Below are 15,151 nucleotides of genomic sequence, written 5' to 3' on the forward strand. Positions count from 1 at the left end.
CCGCATCGACTATGAATACTCCCCAATCCTCCCGCCCCGAAGAGCGACGCACGGCCTCCGACCCCGTGATCACAGGATCGAAGGCCCTGATCGAATCCTTTTTACACGAAGGTGTAGACATTCTCTTCGGCTACCCCGGAGGCGCGATCATCCCCGTTTACGACGCGCTTTACGACTACCGCGACCAGTTGCGGCACATCCTCGTCCGCCACGAGCAGGGCGCCGTCCACGCCGCACAGGGCTATGCCCGCGTCAGCGGCCGCGTCGGGGTCTGCCTCGTAACCTCCGGCCCCGGGGCCACGAACACCGTGACAGGACTCGCCGACGCGCTGATGGACTCCACGCCGCTGGTGCTCGTCACCGGGCAGGTAGGCTCGTCACTGCTGGGAACCGACGCTTTCCAGGAGACCAATTTCGTCGGCATCACGCAGGCCGTTACCAAATGGAACTGCCAGGTCAAGCGCACCGAGGATATTCCGGCGGCCATCGCCAAAGCCTTCTACATCGCCCGTTCGGGCCGTCCGGGTCCCGTCGTGGTCGACATCACCAAAGACGCGCAGTGCGGAACGGCCCCCTTCCGCTACGAAAAAATCACGTCGATACGCAGTTACATCCCTTCGCCCGAGCCCGACGCAGAGCGTATCGCCGAGGCTGCGCGGCTGATCGACCAAGCCCGCCGCCCGCTGGTAATGGTGGGCCAAGGTGTCGTCCTGGGCAATGCCGAAGCCGAATTGCAGGCACTGCTCGACAAGAGCGGCATGCCTGCCGCCTCGACCCTGCTGGGGCTCTCGGCCCTGCCGACCGGCCACCCGCAGAATGTAGGCATGCTGGGCATGCACGGCAACTACGGCCCCAACATCAAGAACCAGGAGTGCGACCTGCTGATCGCCGTAGGCATGCGTTTCGACGACCGCGTGACGGGAAGCCCCGCGCATTTCGGCGCCAATGCCAAGGTGGTCCACCTGGAGATCGACCCCGCGGAGATCGACAAGATCATCCATGCCGACGTTCCTGTCGTGGGCGACGTGAAACGGTCGCTGCCGCTCATCACCGAACGCATCCGCAAACGCGACCACAGCGAATGGATCGCCGGATTCCGGACCTGCGACAAGATAGAATACGAAGCGGTGATCCGCAAAGCGGTGCATCCCGCCGAAGGGCGTATCCGCATGGGCGAAACGGTCGACGCCGTGAGCCGGGCCTACGGCAACGACGCGGTGCTGGTCACCGATGTCGGCCAGCAACAGATGAACGCGGCCCGTTATTTCGGATTCCGCCGCAGCCGCAGCATCGTCACCTCGGGCGGCCTGGGAACAATGGGATTCGGGCTTCCGGCGGCCATCGGGGCCAAACTCGGCGCTCCCGACCGCGAAGTGGTGCTCTTCGTCGGCGACGGCGGCCTGCAAATGACCATCCAGGAGCTGGGCACGATCTTCCAGTCGCACGTTCCCGTGAAAATCGTCCTGCTGAACAACTCGTTCCTCGGGATGGTCCGCCAATGGCAGGAACTCTTCTACGACCGCCGCTACTCTTTCACCGAGATGGTCAACCCCGATTTCGGGCTGATCGCCCGCGGCAACGGCCTAAGCTACCGCTGCGTCGAACGGCGCGAGGAACTCGGCGAAGCGATCGCCGCCATGAAAGCCTCCGAAGACGCCTTCCTGCTGGAAGTACGCGTCGAAGGCGAAGAAAACATTTTCCCGATGGTCCCGGCAGGCGCCCCCGTATCGGAAATCCGGTTCGAGTAAAATGCAGAAACCTATGGAACAAGAGTACATCATCACCGTATTTTCGGAAAACAAAGTGGGCCTGCTGAGCCAGATCACCACCGTCTTCACCTGCCGCGACGTGAATATCGAGAGCCTCACGACCTCGGAATCGGCGCTTCAGGGCATCCACAAATTCACCATCGTGGTCCGCACCACGCCCGACCAGGTCGACAAACTCGTACGGCAGGTCGAGAAGAAGATCGACGTGCTGAAAACCTTCGTCTACACCTCCGACGAGGTGGTACAGCAGGAGATAGCCCTCTACAAGGTCACCCGCAGCCGGAATGTCGAACAACTGGTGCGCAAGCACAACGTCCGCATCCTGGAGATCGACGAGGACTACATCGTCGTCGAAAAAACCGGACACAAGGCCGACACGCAGGCGCTGTTCAAGCTGCTGCAACCCCACGGCGTACAGCAATTCGTGCGCAGCGGCACGGTGGCCATCATCAAATCGCGGCGCGAACTGCTGAACGAATACCTCGAAGAGATCGAACGACTCAACAACAAACAACATAATTAATCAATCTTAAATCACAAAAAACTATGGCACAGATCAATTTCGGCGGCGTTGAAGAGAACGTCGTAACCCGCGAGGAGTTCCCCCTGAAAAAAGCGCTCGAAGTCCTCAAGGACGAAACCATCGCCATCATCGGCTACGGCGTACAGGGCCCCGGACAGTCGCTCAACCTGCGCGATAACGGATTCAACGTCATCGTAGGCCAGCGCGAAGGATCGAAGAGCTGGGACAAGGCCGTTGCCGACGGCTGGGTTCCGGGCGAGACGCTCTTCGGGATCGAAGAGGCCGCCGAGCGCGCCACGATCATCCAGTACCTGCTCTCCGACGCCGGACAGATCGCCGTATGGCCGACCATCAAGAAGCACCTCACGCCGGGCAAGGCGCTCTATTTCTCCCACGGTTTCGGCATCACCTACAAGGAGCGCACAGGCATCGTGCCCCCGGCCGACGTGGACGTGATCCTGATCGCCCCGAAGGGTTCGGGAACCTCGCTGCGCCGCATGTTCCTCCAGGGCCGCGGACTCAACTCCAGCTATGCGGTATTCCAGGATGCGACGGGCCGTGCTTTCGAGCGCGTCGTGGCGCTGGGTATCGGCGTGGGTTCGGGCTACCTGTTCGAAACCGATTTCAAGCGCGAGGTTTACTCCGACCTGACGGGCGAACGCGGAACGCTGATGGGCGCCATCCAGGGCATCTTCGCGGCCCAGTACGACACGCTGCGCGCCAACGGCCACACCCCCTCGGAGGCCTTCAACGAGACGGTCGAGGAGCTGACGCAGTCGCTCATGCCGCTCGTCGCCGAAAACGGCATGGACTGGATGTACGCCAACTGTTCGACCACGGCCCAGCGCGGCGCGCTCGACTGGTGGAAGAAGTTCCGCGACGCCACGAAGCCCGTTTTCGAAGAGCTCTACAAAGAGGTGGCCGCCGGCAACGAGGCCCAGCGTTCGATCGACCTGAACAGCAAGCCCGATTACCGCGAGAAACTCAACGAGGAGCTGCGCGACATGCGCGAAAGCGAGATGTGGCAGACCGGCGCCGTTGTACGCAAGCTGAGGCCCGAGAACAACTAATCGCATCTGCGACCCGGTTCTTTTTGATTCAAAATCTTGGCCGGACGGAATTTTATACGTAATTTTGTACCTGCAAATGAAGCAGGTCCCTGAACGGGAGACGAGTTGGGAAAGCAATTTGCCAACTCGTCTTTTTTTAGATGAACTAACCATAAAACCGCGATAAAATGTATAGTTACGACAACCGGGTGGTCATCACCCTCGACGCAGGCGGCACGAATCTCGTGTTCGGCGCCATGCAGGCCAATAAATTCATTGTGGAGCCCATCACGCTGCCTTCGAACGCCAACAGCCTGGACAAATGCCTCGCTACGATGGTAGAAGGCTTTCAGCAGATTATCGCCCGCCTGCCCGAGAAACCCGTGGCTATCAGTTTCGCGTTCCCCGGCCCGGCCGACTATCCCAACGGCATCATCGGCGGTTACCTCCCGAACTTCCCTTCGTTCCGCGAAGGCGTGGCGCTCGGACCGTTCCTCGAAGCCAAATTCGGTATCCCGGTTTTCATCAACAACGACGGCGACCTGTTCGCCTACGGCGAGGCGCTGGGAGGCGCACTGCCCGAGGTCAATGCCCGGCTGGAGGCGCTGAACAGCCCCAAACGCTATAAAAACCTCGTCGGCTACACCTTCGGCACGGGTCTGGGCGTCGGCATCGTGGTCGACAACCAGCTTAACCGGGGCGACAACTCGTGCGTCGAAACTTTCTGCCTCAAGCACAAGAAGATGCCCGAAATCATCGTCGAGGACGGAGCGTCCATCCGGGCCGTGAAACGGGTCTACGGCGAACTGACGGGCAACCCCGACCACGGGCTGGAGCCGAAGGATATCTGTGAAATAGCCGACGGAACGCGCGAAGGCAATGCCGAGGCCGCCCGCAAGGCTTTCGCCGAAATGGGCGAAATCGCCGGCGACGCCATGGCTACGGCCGTGACGCTGATCGACGGTCTGATCGTTATCGGCGGCGGCATCACGGCAGCCCGCAAGTGGATCATGCCGAGTCTGTTGAAGGAACTGCGTTCAAAGATGCACACACTCACCGGCGACGAACTCAACCGGGTGCAAATGAAGGTTTACGACCTGGACGACGAAGCCGAATTCAAGGAGTTCGCAACGGGTGCACAGCGGCCGTTGCAGGTCTACGGAACGGACCGTTACGTAACCTACGACCCGCAGAAACGCATCGGCGTGACGATCTCGAAGCTGGGGGCCAGCCAGGCCATCTCGGTCGGCGCATATGCTTTCGCCCTGAGCCAACTGGATGCAGAAAACGCATAAATACAAAGTCATGTACAAGTTTCAACCGATTTTAAAATCCCTGATCTGGGGCGGCGAGAAGATCGCCCCCTACAAAGGAATCAGCACCGACCAGCGCAACATCGGCGAGAGTTGGGAACTTTCCGGCGTAAAGGACAACGAATCCGTCGTCGCCGAAGGCCCCGAAGCCGGGACGACACTCCCGGGTCTGATCGCCCGCCACGGCGCGGCGCTGCTCGGCAAAGAGAACTACGAACGTTTCGGCGAGGAGTTCCCGCTGCTGATCAAATTCATCGACGCCCGGCAGGACCTCTCGATCCAGGTACATCCGAATGACGAACTGGCGTGGGAGCGCCACAAATCGAAGGGCAAGACCGAAATGTGGTACGTAGTATCGGCAGACAAGGATGCGCACCTGCGTTCGGGATTCTCGAAGCAGGTGACCCCGGCCCAATACGAGGCCAGCGTGGCCGACAACACGATCACCGACATCCTGGCCGACTACAAGATTCATCCGGGCGACGTTTTCTTCCTGCCCGCAGGCCGCGTGCACTCGATCGGAGCCGGTTCGTTCATCGCCGAGATCCAGCAGACCTCGAACATCACCTACCGCATCTACGACTTCAACCGCCGCGACGCCGGCGGCAACACCCGTGAACTGCACACCGAGCAGGCGAAGGACGCCATCGACTACACCGTGCTGCCCGACTACCGTACGCACTATGAAGCGGCGCAGGACGCCCGCGTGGAACTGGTGTCGTGCCCCTATTTCACCACGTCGCTCTACGACATGACCCGTCCGCAGACGCTCGATCTCGCGGCGCTCGATTCGTTCGTCGTGGCGATCTGCATCGAGGGACGCGGAACGCTCACCGACGACAGCGGTGTGACGGTGACGGTACACCAGGGTGAAACGGTCCTGATCCCGGCCTCGGCCCGGTCACTTACCTTCACGCCCGACGGGGGCATGAAAGTCCTGACGAGCTGGATCGGCTGATTCCTCCCATCCCAATAAAAAACTCCGGCCTGCTTTTCGCAGGCCGGAGTTTTTTCGTCGCGGCAGGCCGGAATTACTCCGCCTTGAACCACGCCTTCGTGTCGTAGGTCGCTCCCGCACCCGTCTTCACCACCGAAGCATCGACCGGGAAATACCCTTTCGCCGCATTCATCGACGAGAACGGCACTTGCACCCCTTCGCCCATCTGGTTGTTCTCAGGAGTGTAGTTTCCGGTATGCTTCACCGACCAGAAATTAACATTGGTCTCAACAGGCGTCGTATAGAGGTAGTTATACGACACGTCCGCCTTATCATTGGTGAAATCCGCCGTATTGTAGACCGCTGTCAGGTAGTTCTTGGCGCTGACCCCGGTGTAGTAACCCACATTCTTGGTCACGGTCAGCCCGGCAAGAATATACGCGCGGACCAGGATATTGGGCTGGTAAATGTCATAGAGCGTATTCTCCGTAATCTCAATCCGGAGGTTCTTCGTATCGTACTGCGCATTGTTTCCGCATTGCAGGATATAGGCCTGCGTCGGCGCGGTTGCATAAAGCACGTTATTTGTCAGCTTGATGCTCTGCATCGGATAGCCCCCGGCCTTGGCGGTCGTCGTGATCGCATACAGCGCCGGCTGGTCCCCTGCGCCCGCAGGATACATGACGAACGAATTGTCGACCAGAATGTCGTTGAAACTCCAGTTCGCATTATTGTCGTAGATGAAGTAACGCTTTATGTCGAGCGTACAATCCACCAGCAGCAGATCGGGGTTCAAGTTCTGCGCATTAGTCGTCGTGAAGGTGTTGGAGGTGTTTCCGATCAGGTGGAGGTTCATTACGGCCACATTCCGGTTGCAACGCATCTCAGGCAGGGTCAGCGCCGCCTGTTCGCGCTCCTTGTAACGGCCTACCAGCACGAGATCGGCCGTTCGTCCGGCATTTACCGAACCTCCGTCGACCGTATGAGCCAGCGCCGACTCATCCGAGTTGTCGACAAAGATCAGGCCGCCCGTCTGGAGAATGGTAGCGGTCAGGTCCGCCGGTTTGAGCAGTTGCGCATCGGGATAAGCCGTCTTGTTGATCGTCAGGCTGCCCAGCGTGATGTCTTTCCCGTCCTGATAATCCTGATAATAGTCCGTCTCGGTGGAAACGGGAGGCGCCGCCGTCGTATTCTGCACGCTTGCGACCTCGCTCGTCAGTTCACCGGCATAGGCAACCACATAGATCGTGTAGGCCGTATTCGCCTCCAGATTTTCGACCGTCACACTCGTACCCACGCCGGCCGTACCGTCGGCAAGGACCTTGGCAGCGTCGGGGGCCGCCTCCGTTGATTTCTGGCAGATGTATTTCCAACCGTCGGCATTGGCCGAAGGAGCGATGTCGAAGGTCAGCGCCGACTGCGTAGGCTCTACCGTTACGGAGGCAGTCACCGCAACCGTCGGGGCGACAGGCGCCGTCCCGGAACTCTCAACCTGAATCTTGGCGACCGTCGAAAGTCCGTTGGCCGCAAATGCTTCGATAGCCACGTCTTTCGACGTATCGGCCGTAGCACGGGTCGTGGCGGCAGGCGCCGTCACGATCAGTTCGGCCTTCTCGCCGACAGCATCGGTAAGGCGTGCCGTCCAGCCTTCGGGGGCCGACAGCTTCGTCTGCTCGACACCCTTGATCTCTACGTCGAAACGCTTGGTAGCCCCGGCGTCGAACGTCTGCACGCCCGGGGTCGGCGTAACGATCCGGCAGAAGAAATCGCTCAGGATCGGGATGCGCAGTTCTGTACCGTCGAGCAGTTTGATGTAAAAATCGCCGCCGTCGACCTTCACCGTATCGAAAAACTTGTCGGTCACCGTGCCCGAACCGATGGCCTCGACCGGTTTTTTATTGGTGTCGAGCACATTCTCGAAGGTCTTACCGCCGTCGTAGCTCACCTGCCAGTAGCCGGTAGCCTCGTCAATGCGGAACTGGGGCGTCGTGCCGTCCTCGGCCACAGCCTTGACACCGAGCGATGTAAAGGTCGCACCGTTGTCGGTCGAGACCTGCCATTCGCCCTTGTCGTTGATCGAAATGATCGGAATCACGGCCTCGGCCTCGCTGCCCTGCACCAGTTCGATAATCTCACCGTTGGTCAGCGTGATGGTGTATTTGCCGCCGGAGTTCTCGACCTTGGAGATCGTGGCTCCGCCGTAGAGTTTCTGCAACGCCTCGATGTTGCCGTTAAGCGCGTCGACCTGCGTCTCCAACGCCTGCACGCGGCTCTTCAGGTCGTCGATCGCATCCCACAGATCGTCGTTGTTGTCGCACGACTGGAATACCGCAGCCACCGCGACGAAGAACAGGATCAGATACTTTTTCATAATTTATCGTGTGTTTTATTTATTTTAAAGAATTGAGCCATGCGGGAACATATCCCAGCCGTTCGCGCAACTGCGCTTCGTAGAGCGACAGCGGTTCGACGGCTGCACCGTTGCTTTCGAGGTATTTCACCTGTTCGACGCTTTCGTCGAAAGCGACCGACGCACCGTGGAAACCGACGATGATCGGCGGCATGGTTTTCCACCACTTGTCCGAAGAGAGCCACCACTTGAACGGACCGGCTCCGAAATCGTGTGCGGCACGCGTAGCATTCAGGTTCCAGATCGTCAGGTCGCCCAGGTGGTTGGGTACGTTGGTCTCGTCGCCGCCGAAACGCCATTGCACGAATCCGCCCGTACAACGGTCGACAAGCGTAGCGCGCGGCTGTTTGGAATGCGATTCGAAGAAGGCGTCGTCGCCCCACGTGTTGTTCCACAGTACGGCCCCCAGCGAGGTGTTCGAGACGCCCGAAGCGTGATACTGTCCGGCATTCTCAAAATACCCCGTACTCGTATAGGGAGGCGACACGGCCTGCCCGCGGCTGTGGTCGTAAACCTTGCCGATAAAGATACGCGAGGACGACTGCGAACGTACGCCCGAATGGCCGCGATTCCCGCTGATCTCGATGTCGTAAGCCGAGCAGTTGGCGCTCGACACGATCGAAAGCGCTTCGCTGACGCCCTTGAAATCGACGCGGCGGATCCACGAATTCGTCAGCCGCATCATGTTGAGCGGCTTGTAAGCCCCGTCGTCCTGCCACGAGGCGTGATGTCCGAAATTCTCCTTCGAGCGGCCCTCGAAGGTCACGTCCTCGACGCCGACGTTCTCGTAATGCGGAAATTTGCGGATTTTCCAGTTCCATTTGGCTTCCACAGCGTACATGATCGGCTCGGCGAAGGTCAGGCGGTTGCCGCTCACGGATGCCACCTGGTGGTAATCCTCGACCGTAACGGTCAGGATATCGGTCATGTTGCCCTCGACCCGGTGCGGTGCAAGCTCCTGGGCTACCAGCACCGGATCGTTGTTCGAAAGCGAGAGGCACACCCAATCGCCCGACGAAATGCCGGCCGCTGAGGCCACCTCCACCGAGAACGCGCCGCGGGGCGCATCGCCCGTCACGGCCGTAAGGTCCGAAAGCCCCGAATTGTGCTTGATATTGATCATCACGGGCGACGACCACATGTTCTGCGGATTGGCCGGAAGATTCGGCGTGTCCATTACCAGCGTCGTCTTGCCGCGGCCTGCGCCCTTGAGCACGAAGTTGCCGCCGCGGATGAAAATCTCCTCGCTGACGTTGTTGCCCTTCGAGTCCTTCTCCGACTGGTTTACCGCCGAAGCATCGTAGCTGTTGTCATCGTCGTCGTGGAGGATGAAACGCCCCTCGGGAAAATAGATCACCGCCCGGGCATTGGCGTTGGCCAGATTGGCCCCCGCATCGCTCTGTCCCGAGAGTTTCAGTTCCTTGAGCAGCTTCACGAACGCTCCGCGCGACGACTTCACTCCCGTGGGATCGGCGCCGTAATCGACGACATTGTAAATTTTATAGCCCAGTCCCCAGGCATCGGCCGGAGCCTCTTCGCCGTGTTTATAACCGGCATACGAATAATCCAGCAGAACGTTATCCGCAGTTCCGGCCTTAAAATTTTTCCACGCCTCGGCGGCGTTGGCATCCATCTGCTCATTGAGCAGCGTCACTTTCAGCGTTACGAGTTTCCGGTATTTCCGGTCCGAATAGATCGTCACCGAAACAGCCGCCTCCTGCGAAGCGGCGTTGAACGTCGCAGGGGCCGTGACGGTCAGCGTCGTCTCGCCGAGCACCGCCGACCACCCCGCAGGGGCGTCGATCACCGCTTCGGCGACACCCGTCTGCACGACCTCGAACGCCCGGGTCTCCCCGAGGAAGAACGTCTCGTTGTCGGAAGCCGTCACCGTCAAGGAAAACTCGTCGAGGACAGGAAGCGTGAGCTTCTCACCGCCGAGCAACTCGACGGAGAGCAGGCCGGTCTTCGTATCGTACACCACCGACTTGAAAGCCGAACTGTAACTGACGACAACCTTGTCACCCACGGCATTGACAGGCTTGTTATCCTGCAAAAGCAGTGTATAGGTCACTCCGCCGTCGAGGCTCACGAGCCACTCGCCGTCGGCCGAAACTTTCAGTTGCGGGGTAATTCCTTCGGCGCCGGGTTCGTGCTCGCCGCCGGCGACAGGCCATGCCGAAACATATTCACCGTCGACTTCCAATCGCTTGGGGTTCGCACCGCCTTCGAGGCTTACAGTCCAGTAGCCCTCGGCGTCGATCCCCATAACGGGAACCAGCGCCTCGATCTTCTCGCCGAGGATGACGGGCAACCTGGTCCCGTCGCTCAGTTCGATCTCGTAGCCCGTGGCATTGGACTTGACGCCGACGATAATCGTCGATTCGTCCATCAGGCGATGGAGCGCCTCGATCGAGGTATTCACGCTGCCGATCTTCGATTCCAGCGCGGCCACGCGGTCGCGCAGGTTTTCGATCTCGTCGCGGATACCGTCGGTATTTTCACACGATTGCAGAACCAAGGCCGAAACCGCTGCAATCCACAAAAACAATTTGTTCATATCCGATAATTATTAGTTACTCGTATCATAAGGAACCACGTCGGCCAGCACGCGTTCGCGGAACCACACATCGTCGTTATCGCGCAGCAGCACGGCCAGTTCGCGGCACAGCGAGGCGAACAGTTCGGGGTTCTCCTCCGGCGCGAGGTTGTGCAACTGGTAGGGATCGGCGGCATCGTCGAACAGCAATACGCGTTCGAGCCGGCCGTCGCGCCCGATGCGCAGCTCCATCGTATGCGTCGAAGTCTTTACGCCGCGCGCCTGGGCGAAGAAGTCGCGGACCATTCCGTCGGCATCGCGTTCGCCGTCGAGGTTACGCATGTAAAGCGCTGCGCGCGGACGCCGAGGCTGCACGGCGTCCTGCCGCAGCAGGGCCGAGTAGTCACGCCCCTCGACGCTCGCGGGAATCCGTTCGCCGAGGCCCGCCAGTCCCAGCAGCGTGGGCATGATGTCGGGCGTCGACAACAGCATGTCGTCCACACGGTGGGGAACCCGCCCGGGATAGCGCACCAGGAAGGGAATGTTCAGCGATTCGCGCCAGATCGAATTCTTGGGGTCGGCGGTCGAATGGCTGGTCATCGTTTCGCCGTGGTCCGAGGCGAAGACGACGATCGTATTCTTCGTGAGTCCGGCTTTGTCCAGCGCTTCCATGAGGCGGCCGAACTCCCGGTCGATACCGCTCACGTTGGCAAAATAGTAACGCGCGGCGGCAGCCTTGTCCATCGTCGTATCGGCGTTGTCGCGCACGAGCAGTTCGGTCAGCGACTTATCCTTGTAAAGTTCATACCCCTCCAGGTCGCAGTCGTCGGTCGAGGCATAGGGCGAATGCGGCGGATTCATGCCGATCATCATCAGGAACGGCTTTTTAGGATCGCGGACGCCGCCCTTGTTTTCGATATATTCGATGGCTTTGGAGACCTCGTGCTGCGGCGACCACTCGTCGATGTCGTGGCGGTTGCCCGCGGTGTCCCAGTAATGGGGATGCTTGTGCACGTCGTACGTGCCGTAGGAATACCAGTAGTTGAAGCCGTGGCGGCGTTCGGGCGGGGTGTAGGCGTCCCACTCGGGAACGTCGTCACTGACATAGGTCCCCGGACGCTGGGGGTTGTTCCTGGTCGGGAAATCGGCGTGCAGTTTGCCGATGTAGGCGCAGTCGTAACCCGCCGCCGAGAAGACATCGCCGATACACTCGGCATCCTCGCGCAGCGAACTCTCGGGCCGCTCCGACATGCAATTCAGCACTACGCCGCTCCGCTCGGGATACATGCCCGTCAGCAGCATGCCCCGGTGGGGACTGCTCACGGGGAAGTTACTCACCGCCTCGGTCAGCACCGTGGCTTCGCGGGCAAAACGATCGAGGTTGGGCGTCACAACCGGATCGCCCTTCCACCCCACCTCGGCGGCAAACTCCGGATCGCTCCAGAAGCCCAGCGAGGAGTTGCGGTACTGGTCGGGAAAGACATAGATCACGTTGGGACGCTCGGCCGCCGACTGCCCGCAGGCCGTCAGGGCAAGGCCCGCAAACGGAATTACAGTTTTTACTTTCAACATTTTATCGTATTTCAATCAGATTCACTTCGCGCGTCGCGCCTTCGCGGCACGTGAAGGTCAATCGGGTGTTTTTGCCTTCGGCCTCGGCCCGGCATCCCGGCGTATCGCTGTCCGGCTGCCAGCGGCCGCGGATCACGACCGCCAGTTCCGATGCCTCCGAGGGATTATCGATCCACGTGCGGGAGTAGATGCTCCGCTCGACGCGTTTGCCGCCGGCATCGAACACTTCGTCGCTCGGTCCCTCGTAAAACCGCAGGTCGGGGTCCGCGACGCTCACCGTCAACCCGCCTTTGCCGCCGCCGATCATTACCAGCGAAGGCAGCGACACGCTTTCCAGCACACCCACACCCACCTTACCGGCGGCAAAGAGCGCATAGCCCGTAATACCCGACGGCCTGTCGCGCAGGATGTGCGCCGAAGCGTCACGGCGCAACACCTCGTAGGGCAGTTCCCGGCCGTAACGCGCCACGTCGTCGTCCGACGCGTGCACGACCAGCATGTATTCGTACCCGCCGCCGCTGACCACGCCGCCGTGGTCGATCCATGCCGTTGCGAAATTATTATCGGTCGGAGCATCGGTCTCTTCGTCGAGCGAGTGCTGAAGCGTCTTTTGGATATGCACCCGGCCCTGCGGCACGAAGTAAGCGTTGCGCAGGTTGTCGCGCAGGACCGCACCGCCCGAAAGTTCGGCCCGGTAGGGGAATTCCGTCGCCGCAACGCCGTTCACGATGACCGGATCGGCCTCATTCTCCAGAAAATTCTGGAACAGCGTCGTGTGCAGGCCGCCCTCGGACTTGTTTTCGATGTTCGAACCGAGGCATATAACCCGGTCGTCGAACAGGAAAACCGATTTGAGCGCCCGGAGCGAACCGTTGTATTTGTCGTGCTCGTGCAGTTTCATCGCGAACATTCCGTCGCGGCCCCGGTGGCTCACACCTCCGGCAAATGCTTCGTCCGAAAGGAGCATCTCCTCGTAGCCCGAGCAGGTGTCGACATTCAGGATGTCGGCCTTCATTCGCTCTATCGGGATTTCGAGCGCCGTCGTCCCGGGAATGTGGCGCCAGTCCCAGCCCTCCTGGCGGAATCCGCTGCCCAAAGCACTCACGGGATCACCGTCGGCAAGCAGTTGCACGCTGCCGTGCGTCAAATAGCGGCCATAGTGGTTGGCGCCCTGATAAATCTCCGCCGCCCAGAGGTAGCGGCTGTGTCCCGCAACCGTAACGAGCCAATCGCCGCGGCGGTGCGACACCGAGGCGTTATATCCGTAAACGCGGGTTCCGACGGGCGAAGGCTCGGGGACAATACCTTTTTCGGCGAACAACCGCGTATAAGCATCTTTTCCTTTGGCCACACGCAGGTAGGCCGCGGCCAGTTCCGCGTCAACCGCCTCTCGGCCATCGGGCGACCCGGCGAGGGCCAGCCGGGCATAGTGCCACGGAATCAAGGCTCCCTTTCCGTCGGGATGGCGGCCCGAGAGGGCCAGCGGGAACGACCGCAGGTTGCAGTAGAAACGCATTTCGAGCAGCGCGCGTTTCAGGTTTTCATGGCTTTCGGCACTCACCGCGAACTGCGTGTTGGAGAGCAGCCACACGGCATTGACCGCCCCGCCGCTGAACCCGTCCACGGCATAGGCCGGATAGTGGCGGCGGTGGTGGAAAACCGTACCGTCGCTCTTGAAGCAGGGCCCGGTTCCCTCGGTAACCTTATAGCCGTTGTCGACCCAGCGGGAGAAGGCTTCCAGATAGGCCGCCTTGACCGGAGTGTCGGGCAGCATCACGATGCTCGCCAGACGGCCGATGAGCGACGTATTGAAGGCGTCGATGTCCATGCCCGGCTCCGCAGGCGGAAGTTTCACCTCGCCTACGCCCGAGAACCACTCCATTGCCTGCTGCACGTCGTGCTCCAGCCCCGCACGGCGCAGTACGTCGCGCATGATGACCGGAGCCGTATAGAAATTGCGCATGCTGTAACCCAGATGGTGCAGGGTTCCCAAAGCACTTCCCGCGGCAAAACCCTGATCCAAAAGATGCCGCGTCAGCAGCACGTACATCCGTTCCAGCTCGGCCCGTTCGGCGGCGTTGGCAGCGGCATCGTGGGCCACGGCGACCTGAAACATGAAATCGTTGTATTTGCGCAGCGTCTGGTCGTTGTCGTTGAACAGTTTGCCGATACCGGGGTGTCCGAGGTTGATGTAGGTTTCGGCATAACGTACGAACCAGATCGGTTTGCCTTTAACCGTCCCGTCGGGATTCTCCGTAATGCCGTAACCGGCGAAGCGTTTACGCAGGGCATTCATTGCCGCCGGCTTTTTGTCTTCGAGCAGCAGTTCGCGCAGACGCCGCTCGACGGTCGCCATATCGCGCTTTTCAGCCTCGCCGATCGAGGCTGGAGCCGCGGGCATCGGGTTGCGCCACGATCGCAGCAGCGTGAGCCAGTGGCTCGTGGTCGCAGCGTTGATGAACGGAGCCTGGAAATCGGCCGTATGGTGTCGCACGTCCTGGAACGACGAGAGGATCAGGTGGTCGAAGAACAACTCGCCTTTTTTGACGCCTTCCGCCCTGATCACCAGTTCGTCCATGCCCTCCTCGGGGCGGCCCTGCATGTCTCGGTCGAAAGCCACCCATGCGCCGCGCCAGCCCGAGAACTCCAGTCCGTAGTCGAACCACGCGCAGGTGCGCCCCGCCTTGCGGAACTCGAAGTGCAGTTTGCCCGTCAAAGCCTTCGGGGCATAGACCCAGAAAACGAAGGTCGAGACGGAAGTCTCCTTGGGATTGGGATTTTCCGACAGGTAACCCACCGGGGATTCGATACGCACCCCGGCCCCCTCCCGCGACCATTGCCAGCGGACCGAACGGGCGCCGTGCTTGTAATGGTCGCCCGAAACGCTCAGCGACGAGCCTTTCGATGCCGTAAAAGGCGCCGCAGACTCTTCGAACGAGAGAATCCGTGCATCGGCGACCTCCCGCACCGACTGAGCCGGTGCGGCCAGCGACCACACCGACGCAGCGGCGAGAAATAACAGTTTACGCATGGGCATCGGGT

9 protein-coding genes are annotated in these 15,151 nt (G+C 60.5%); 5 read left to right on the forward strand and 4 right to left on the reverse strand.

Annotated features, from left to right (window positions below):
• Positions 1-11: 11 nt before the first annotated feature.
• The 5 genes from ilvB (at position 12) to KG007_RS02065 (ending at position 5,612) form a co-directional block, all read left to right on the forward strand.
• Positions 12-1,748: a biosynthetic-type acetolactate synthase large subunit gene (ilvB, locus tag KG007_RS02045; RefSeq protein ID WP_213347177.1), complete on the forward strand. Its 1,737-nt coding sequence runs from the start codon at positions 12-14 to the stop codon at positions 1,746-1,748.
• A 13-nt stretch (positions 1,749-1,761) separates the two neighbouring features.
• The gene (gene ilvN / locus KG007_RS02050) at positions 1,762-2,292 is read left to right on the forward strand and encodes an acetolactate synthase small subunit (protein WP_195458343.1); all 531 of its coding nucleotides are present in this window, start codon (positions 1,762-1,764) and stop codon (positions 2,290-2,292) included.
• Positions 2,293-2,315: 23 nt separating this feature from the next.
• A complete protein-coding gene (gene ilvC / locus KG007_RS02055) occupies positions 2,316-3,362 on the forward strand; it encodes a ketol-acid reductoisomerase (RefSeq protein WP_195458344.1) in 1,047 nt (348 codons plus the stop codon).
• A 167-nt stretch (positions 3,363-3,529) separates the two neighbouring features.
• Positions 3,530-4,636 carry an ROK family protein gene (locus KG007_RS02060; RefSeq protein WP_213347178.1) on the forward strand — a complete coding sequence of 369 codons (1,107 nt, stop codon included), beginning with the start codon at positions 3,530-3,532 and terminating at the stop codon, positions 4,634-4,636.
• A gap of 10 nt (positions 4,637-4,646) precedes the next feature.
• On the forward strand, positions 4,647-5,612 hold the full coding sequence (locus KG007_RS02065) for a type I phosphomannose isomerase catalytic subunit (RefSeq protein WP_213347179.1): 966 nt from the start codon (positions 4,647-4,649) through the stop codon (positions 5,610-5,612).
• A 73-nt stretch (positions 5,613-5,685) separates the two neighbouring features.
• Here KG007_RS02065 and KG007_RS02070 read toward each other — a convergent pair whose 3' ends face one another.
• Genes KG007_RS02070 through KG007_RS02085 form a run of 4 tightly spaced genes read right to left on the reverse strand, consistent with a single transcriptional unit; the run spans position 5,686 to position 15,140 of the window.
• Positions 5,686-7,962, reverse strand: a complete 2,277-nt coding sequence (locus tag KG007_RS02070; RefSeq protein ID WP_213347180.1) for a PL29 family lyase N-terminal domain-containing protein — start codon at positions 7,960-7,962, stop codon at positions 5,686-5,688.
• Positions 7,963-7,981: 19 nt separating this feature from the next.
• Positions 7,982-10,558, reverse strand: a complete 2,577-nt coding sequence (locus tag KG007_RS02075; RefSeq protein WP_213347181.1) for a DUF4955 domain-containing protein — start codon at positions 10,556-10,558, stop codon at positions 7,982-7,984.
• A 12-nt stretch (positions 10,559-10,570) separates the two neighbouring features.
• The gene (locus KG007_RS02080; protein ID WP_213347182.1) at positions 10,571-12,109 is read right to left on the reverse strand and encodes a sulfatase family protein; all 1,539 of its coding nucleotides are present in this window, start codon (positions 12,107-12,109) and stop codon (positions 10,571-10,573) included.
• Between the two features lies 1 nt (position 12,110).
• Entirely contained in the window at positions 12,111-15,140 is a 3,030-nt protein-coding gene (locus KG007_RS02085) for a chondroitinase family polysaccharide lyase (RefSeq protein WP_213347183.1), read from the reverse strand.
• Positions 15,141-15,151: the final 11 nt, after the last annotated feature.

The sequence above is a fragment of the Alistipes montrealensis genome, from assembly GCF_018362775.1.
Classification (GTDB): domain Bacteria; phylum Bacteroidota; class Bacteroidia; order Bacteroidales; family Rikenellaceae; genus Alistipes; species Alistipes montrealensis.

What these genes read in the sequence shown, in the direction of transcription:
- ilvB (WP_213347177.1), top strand. Translation starts at nt 12, where the DNA reads ATGAATACTCCCCAATCCTCCCGCCCCGAAGAGCGACGCACGGCCTCC.
- ilvN (WP_195458343.1), top strand. Translation starts at nt 1,762, where the DNA reads ATGGAACAAGAGTACATCATCACCGTATTTTCGGAAAACAAAGTGGGC.
- ilvC (WP_195458344.1), top strand. Translation starts at nt 2,316, where the DNA reads ATGGCACAGATCAATTTCGGCGGCGTTGAAGAGAACGTCGTAACCCGC.
- KG007_RS02060 (WP_213347178.1), top strand. Translation starts at nt 3,530, where the DNA reads ATGTATAGTTACGACAACCGGGTGGTCATCACCCTCGACGCAGGCGGC.
- KG007_RS02065 (WP_213347179.1), top strand. Translation starts at nt 4,647, where the DNA reads ATGTACAAGTTTCAACCGATTTTAAAATCCCTGATCTGGGGCGGCGAG.
- KG007_RS02070 (WP_213347180.1), bottom strand. Translation starts at nt 7,962, where the DNA reads ATGAAAAAGTATCTGATCCTGTTCTTCGTCGCGGTGGCTGCGGTATTC.
- KG007_RS02075 (WP_213347181.1), bottom strand. Translation starts at nt 10,558, where the DNA reads ATGAACAAATTGTTTTTGTGGATTGCAGCGGTTTCGGCCTTGGTTCTG.
- KG007_RS02080 (WP_213347182.1), bottom strand. Translation starts at nt 12,109, where the DNA reads ATGTTGAAAGTAAAAACTGTAATTCCGTTTGCGGGCCTTGCCCTGACG.
- KG007_RS02085 (WP_213347183.1), bottom strand. Translation starts at nt 15,140, where the DNA reads ATGCGTAAACTGTTATTTCTCGCCGCTGCGTCGGTGTGGTCGCTGGCC.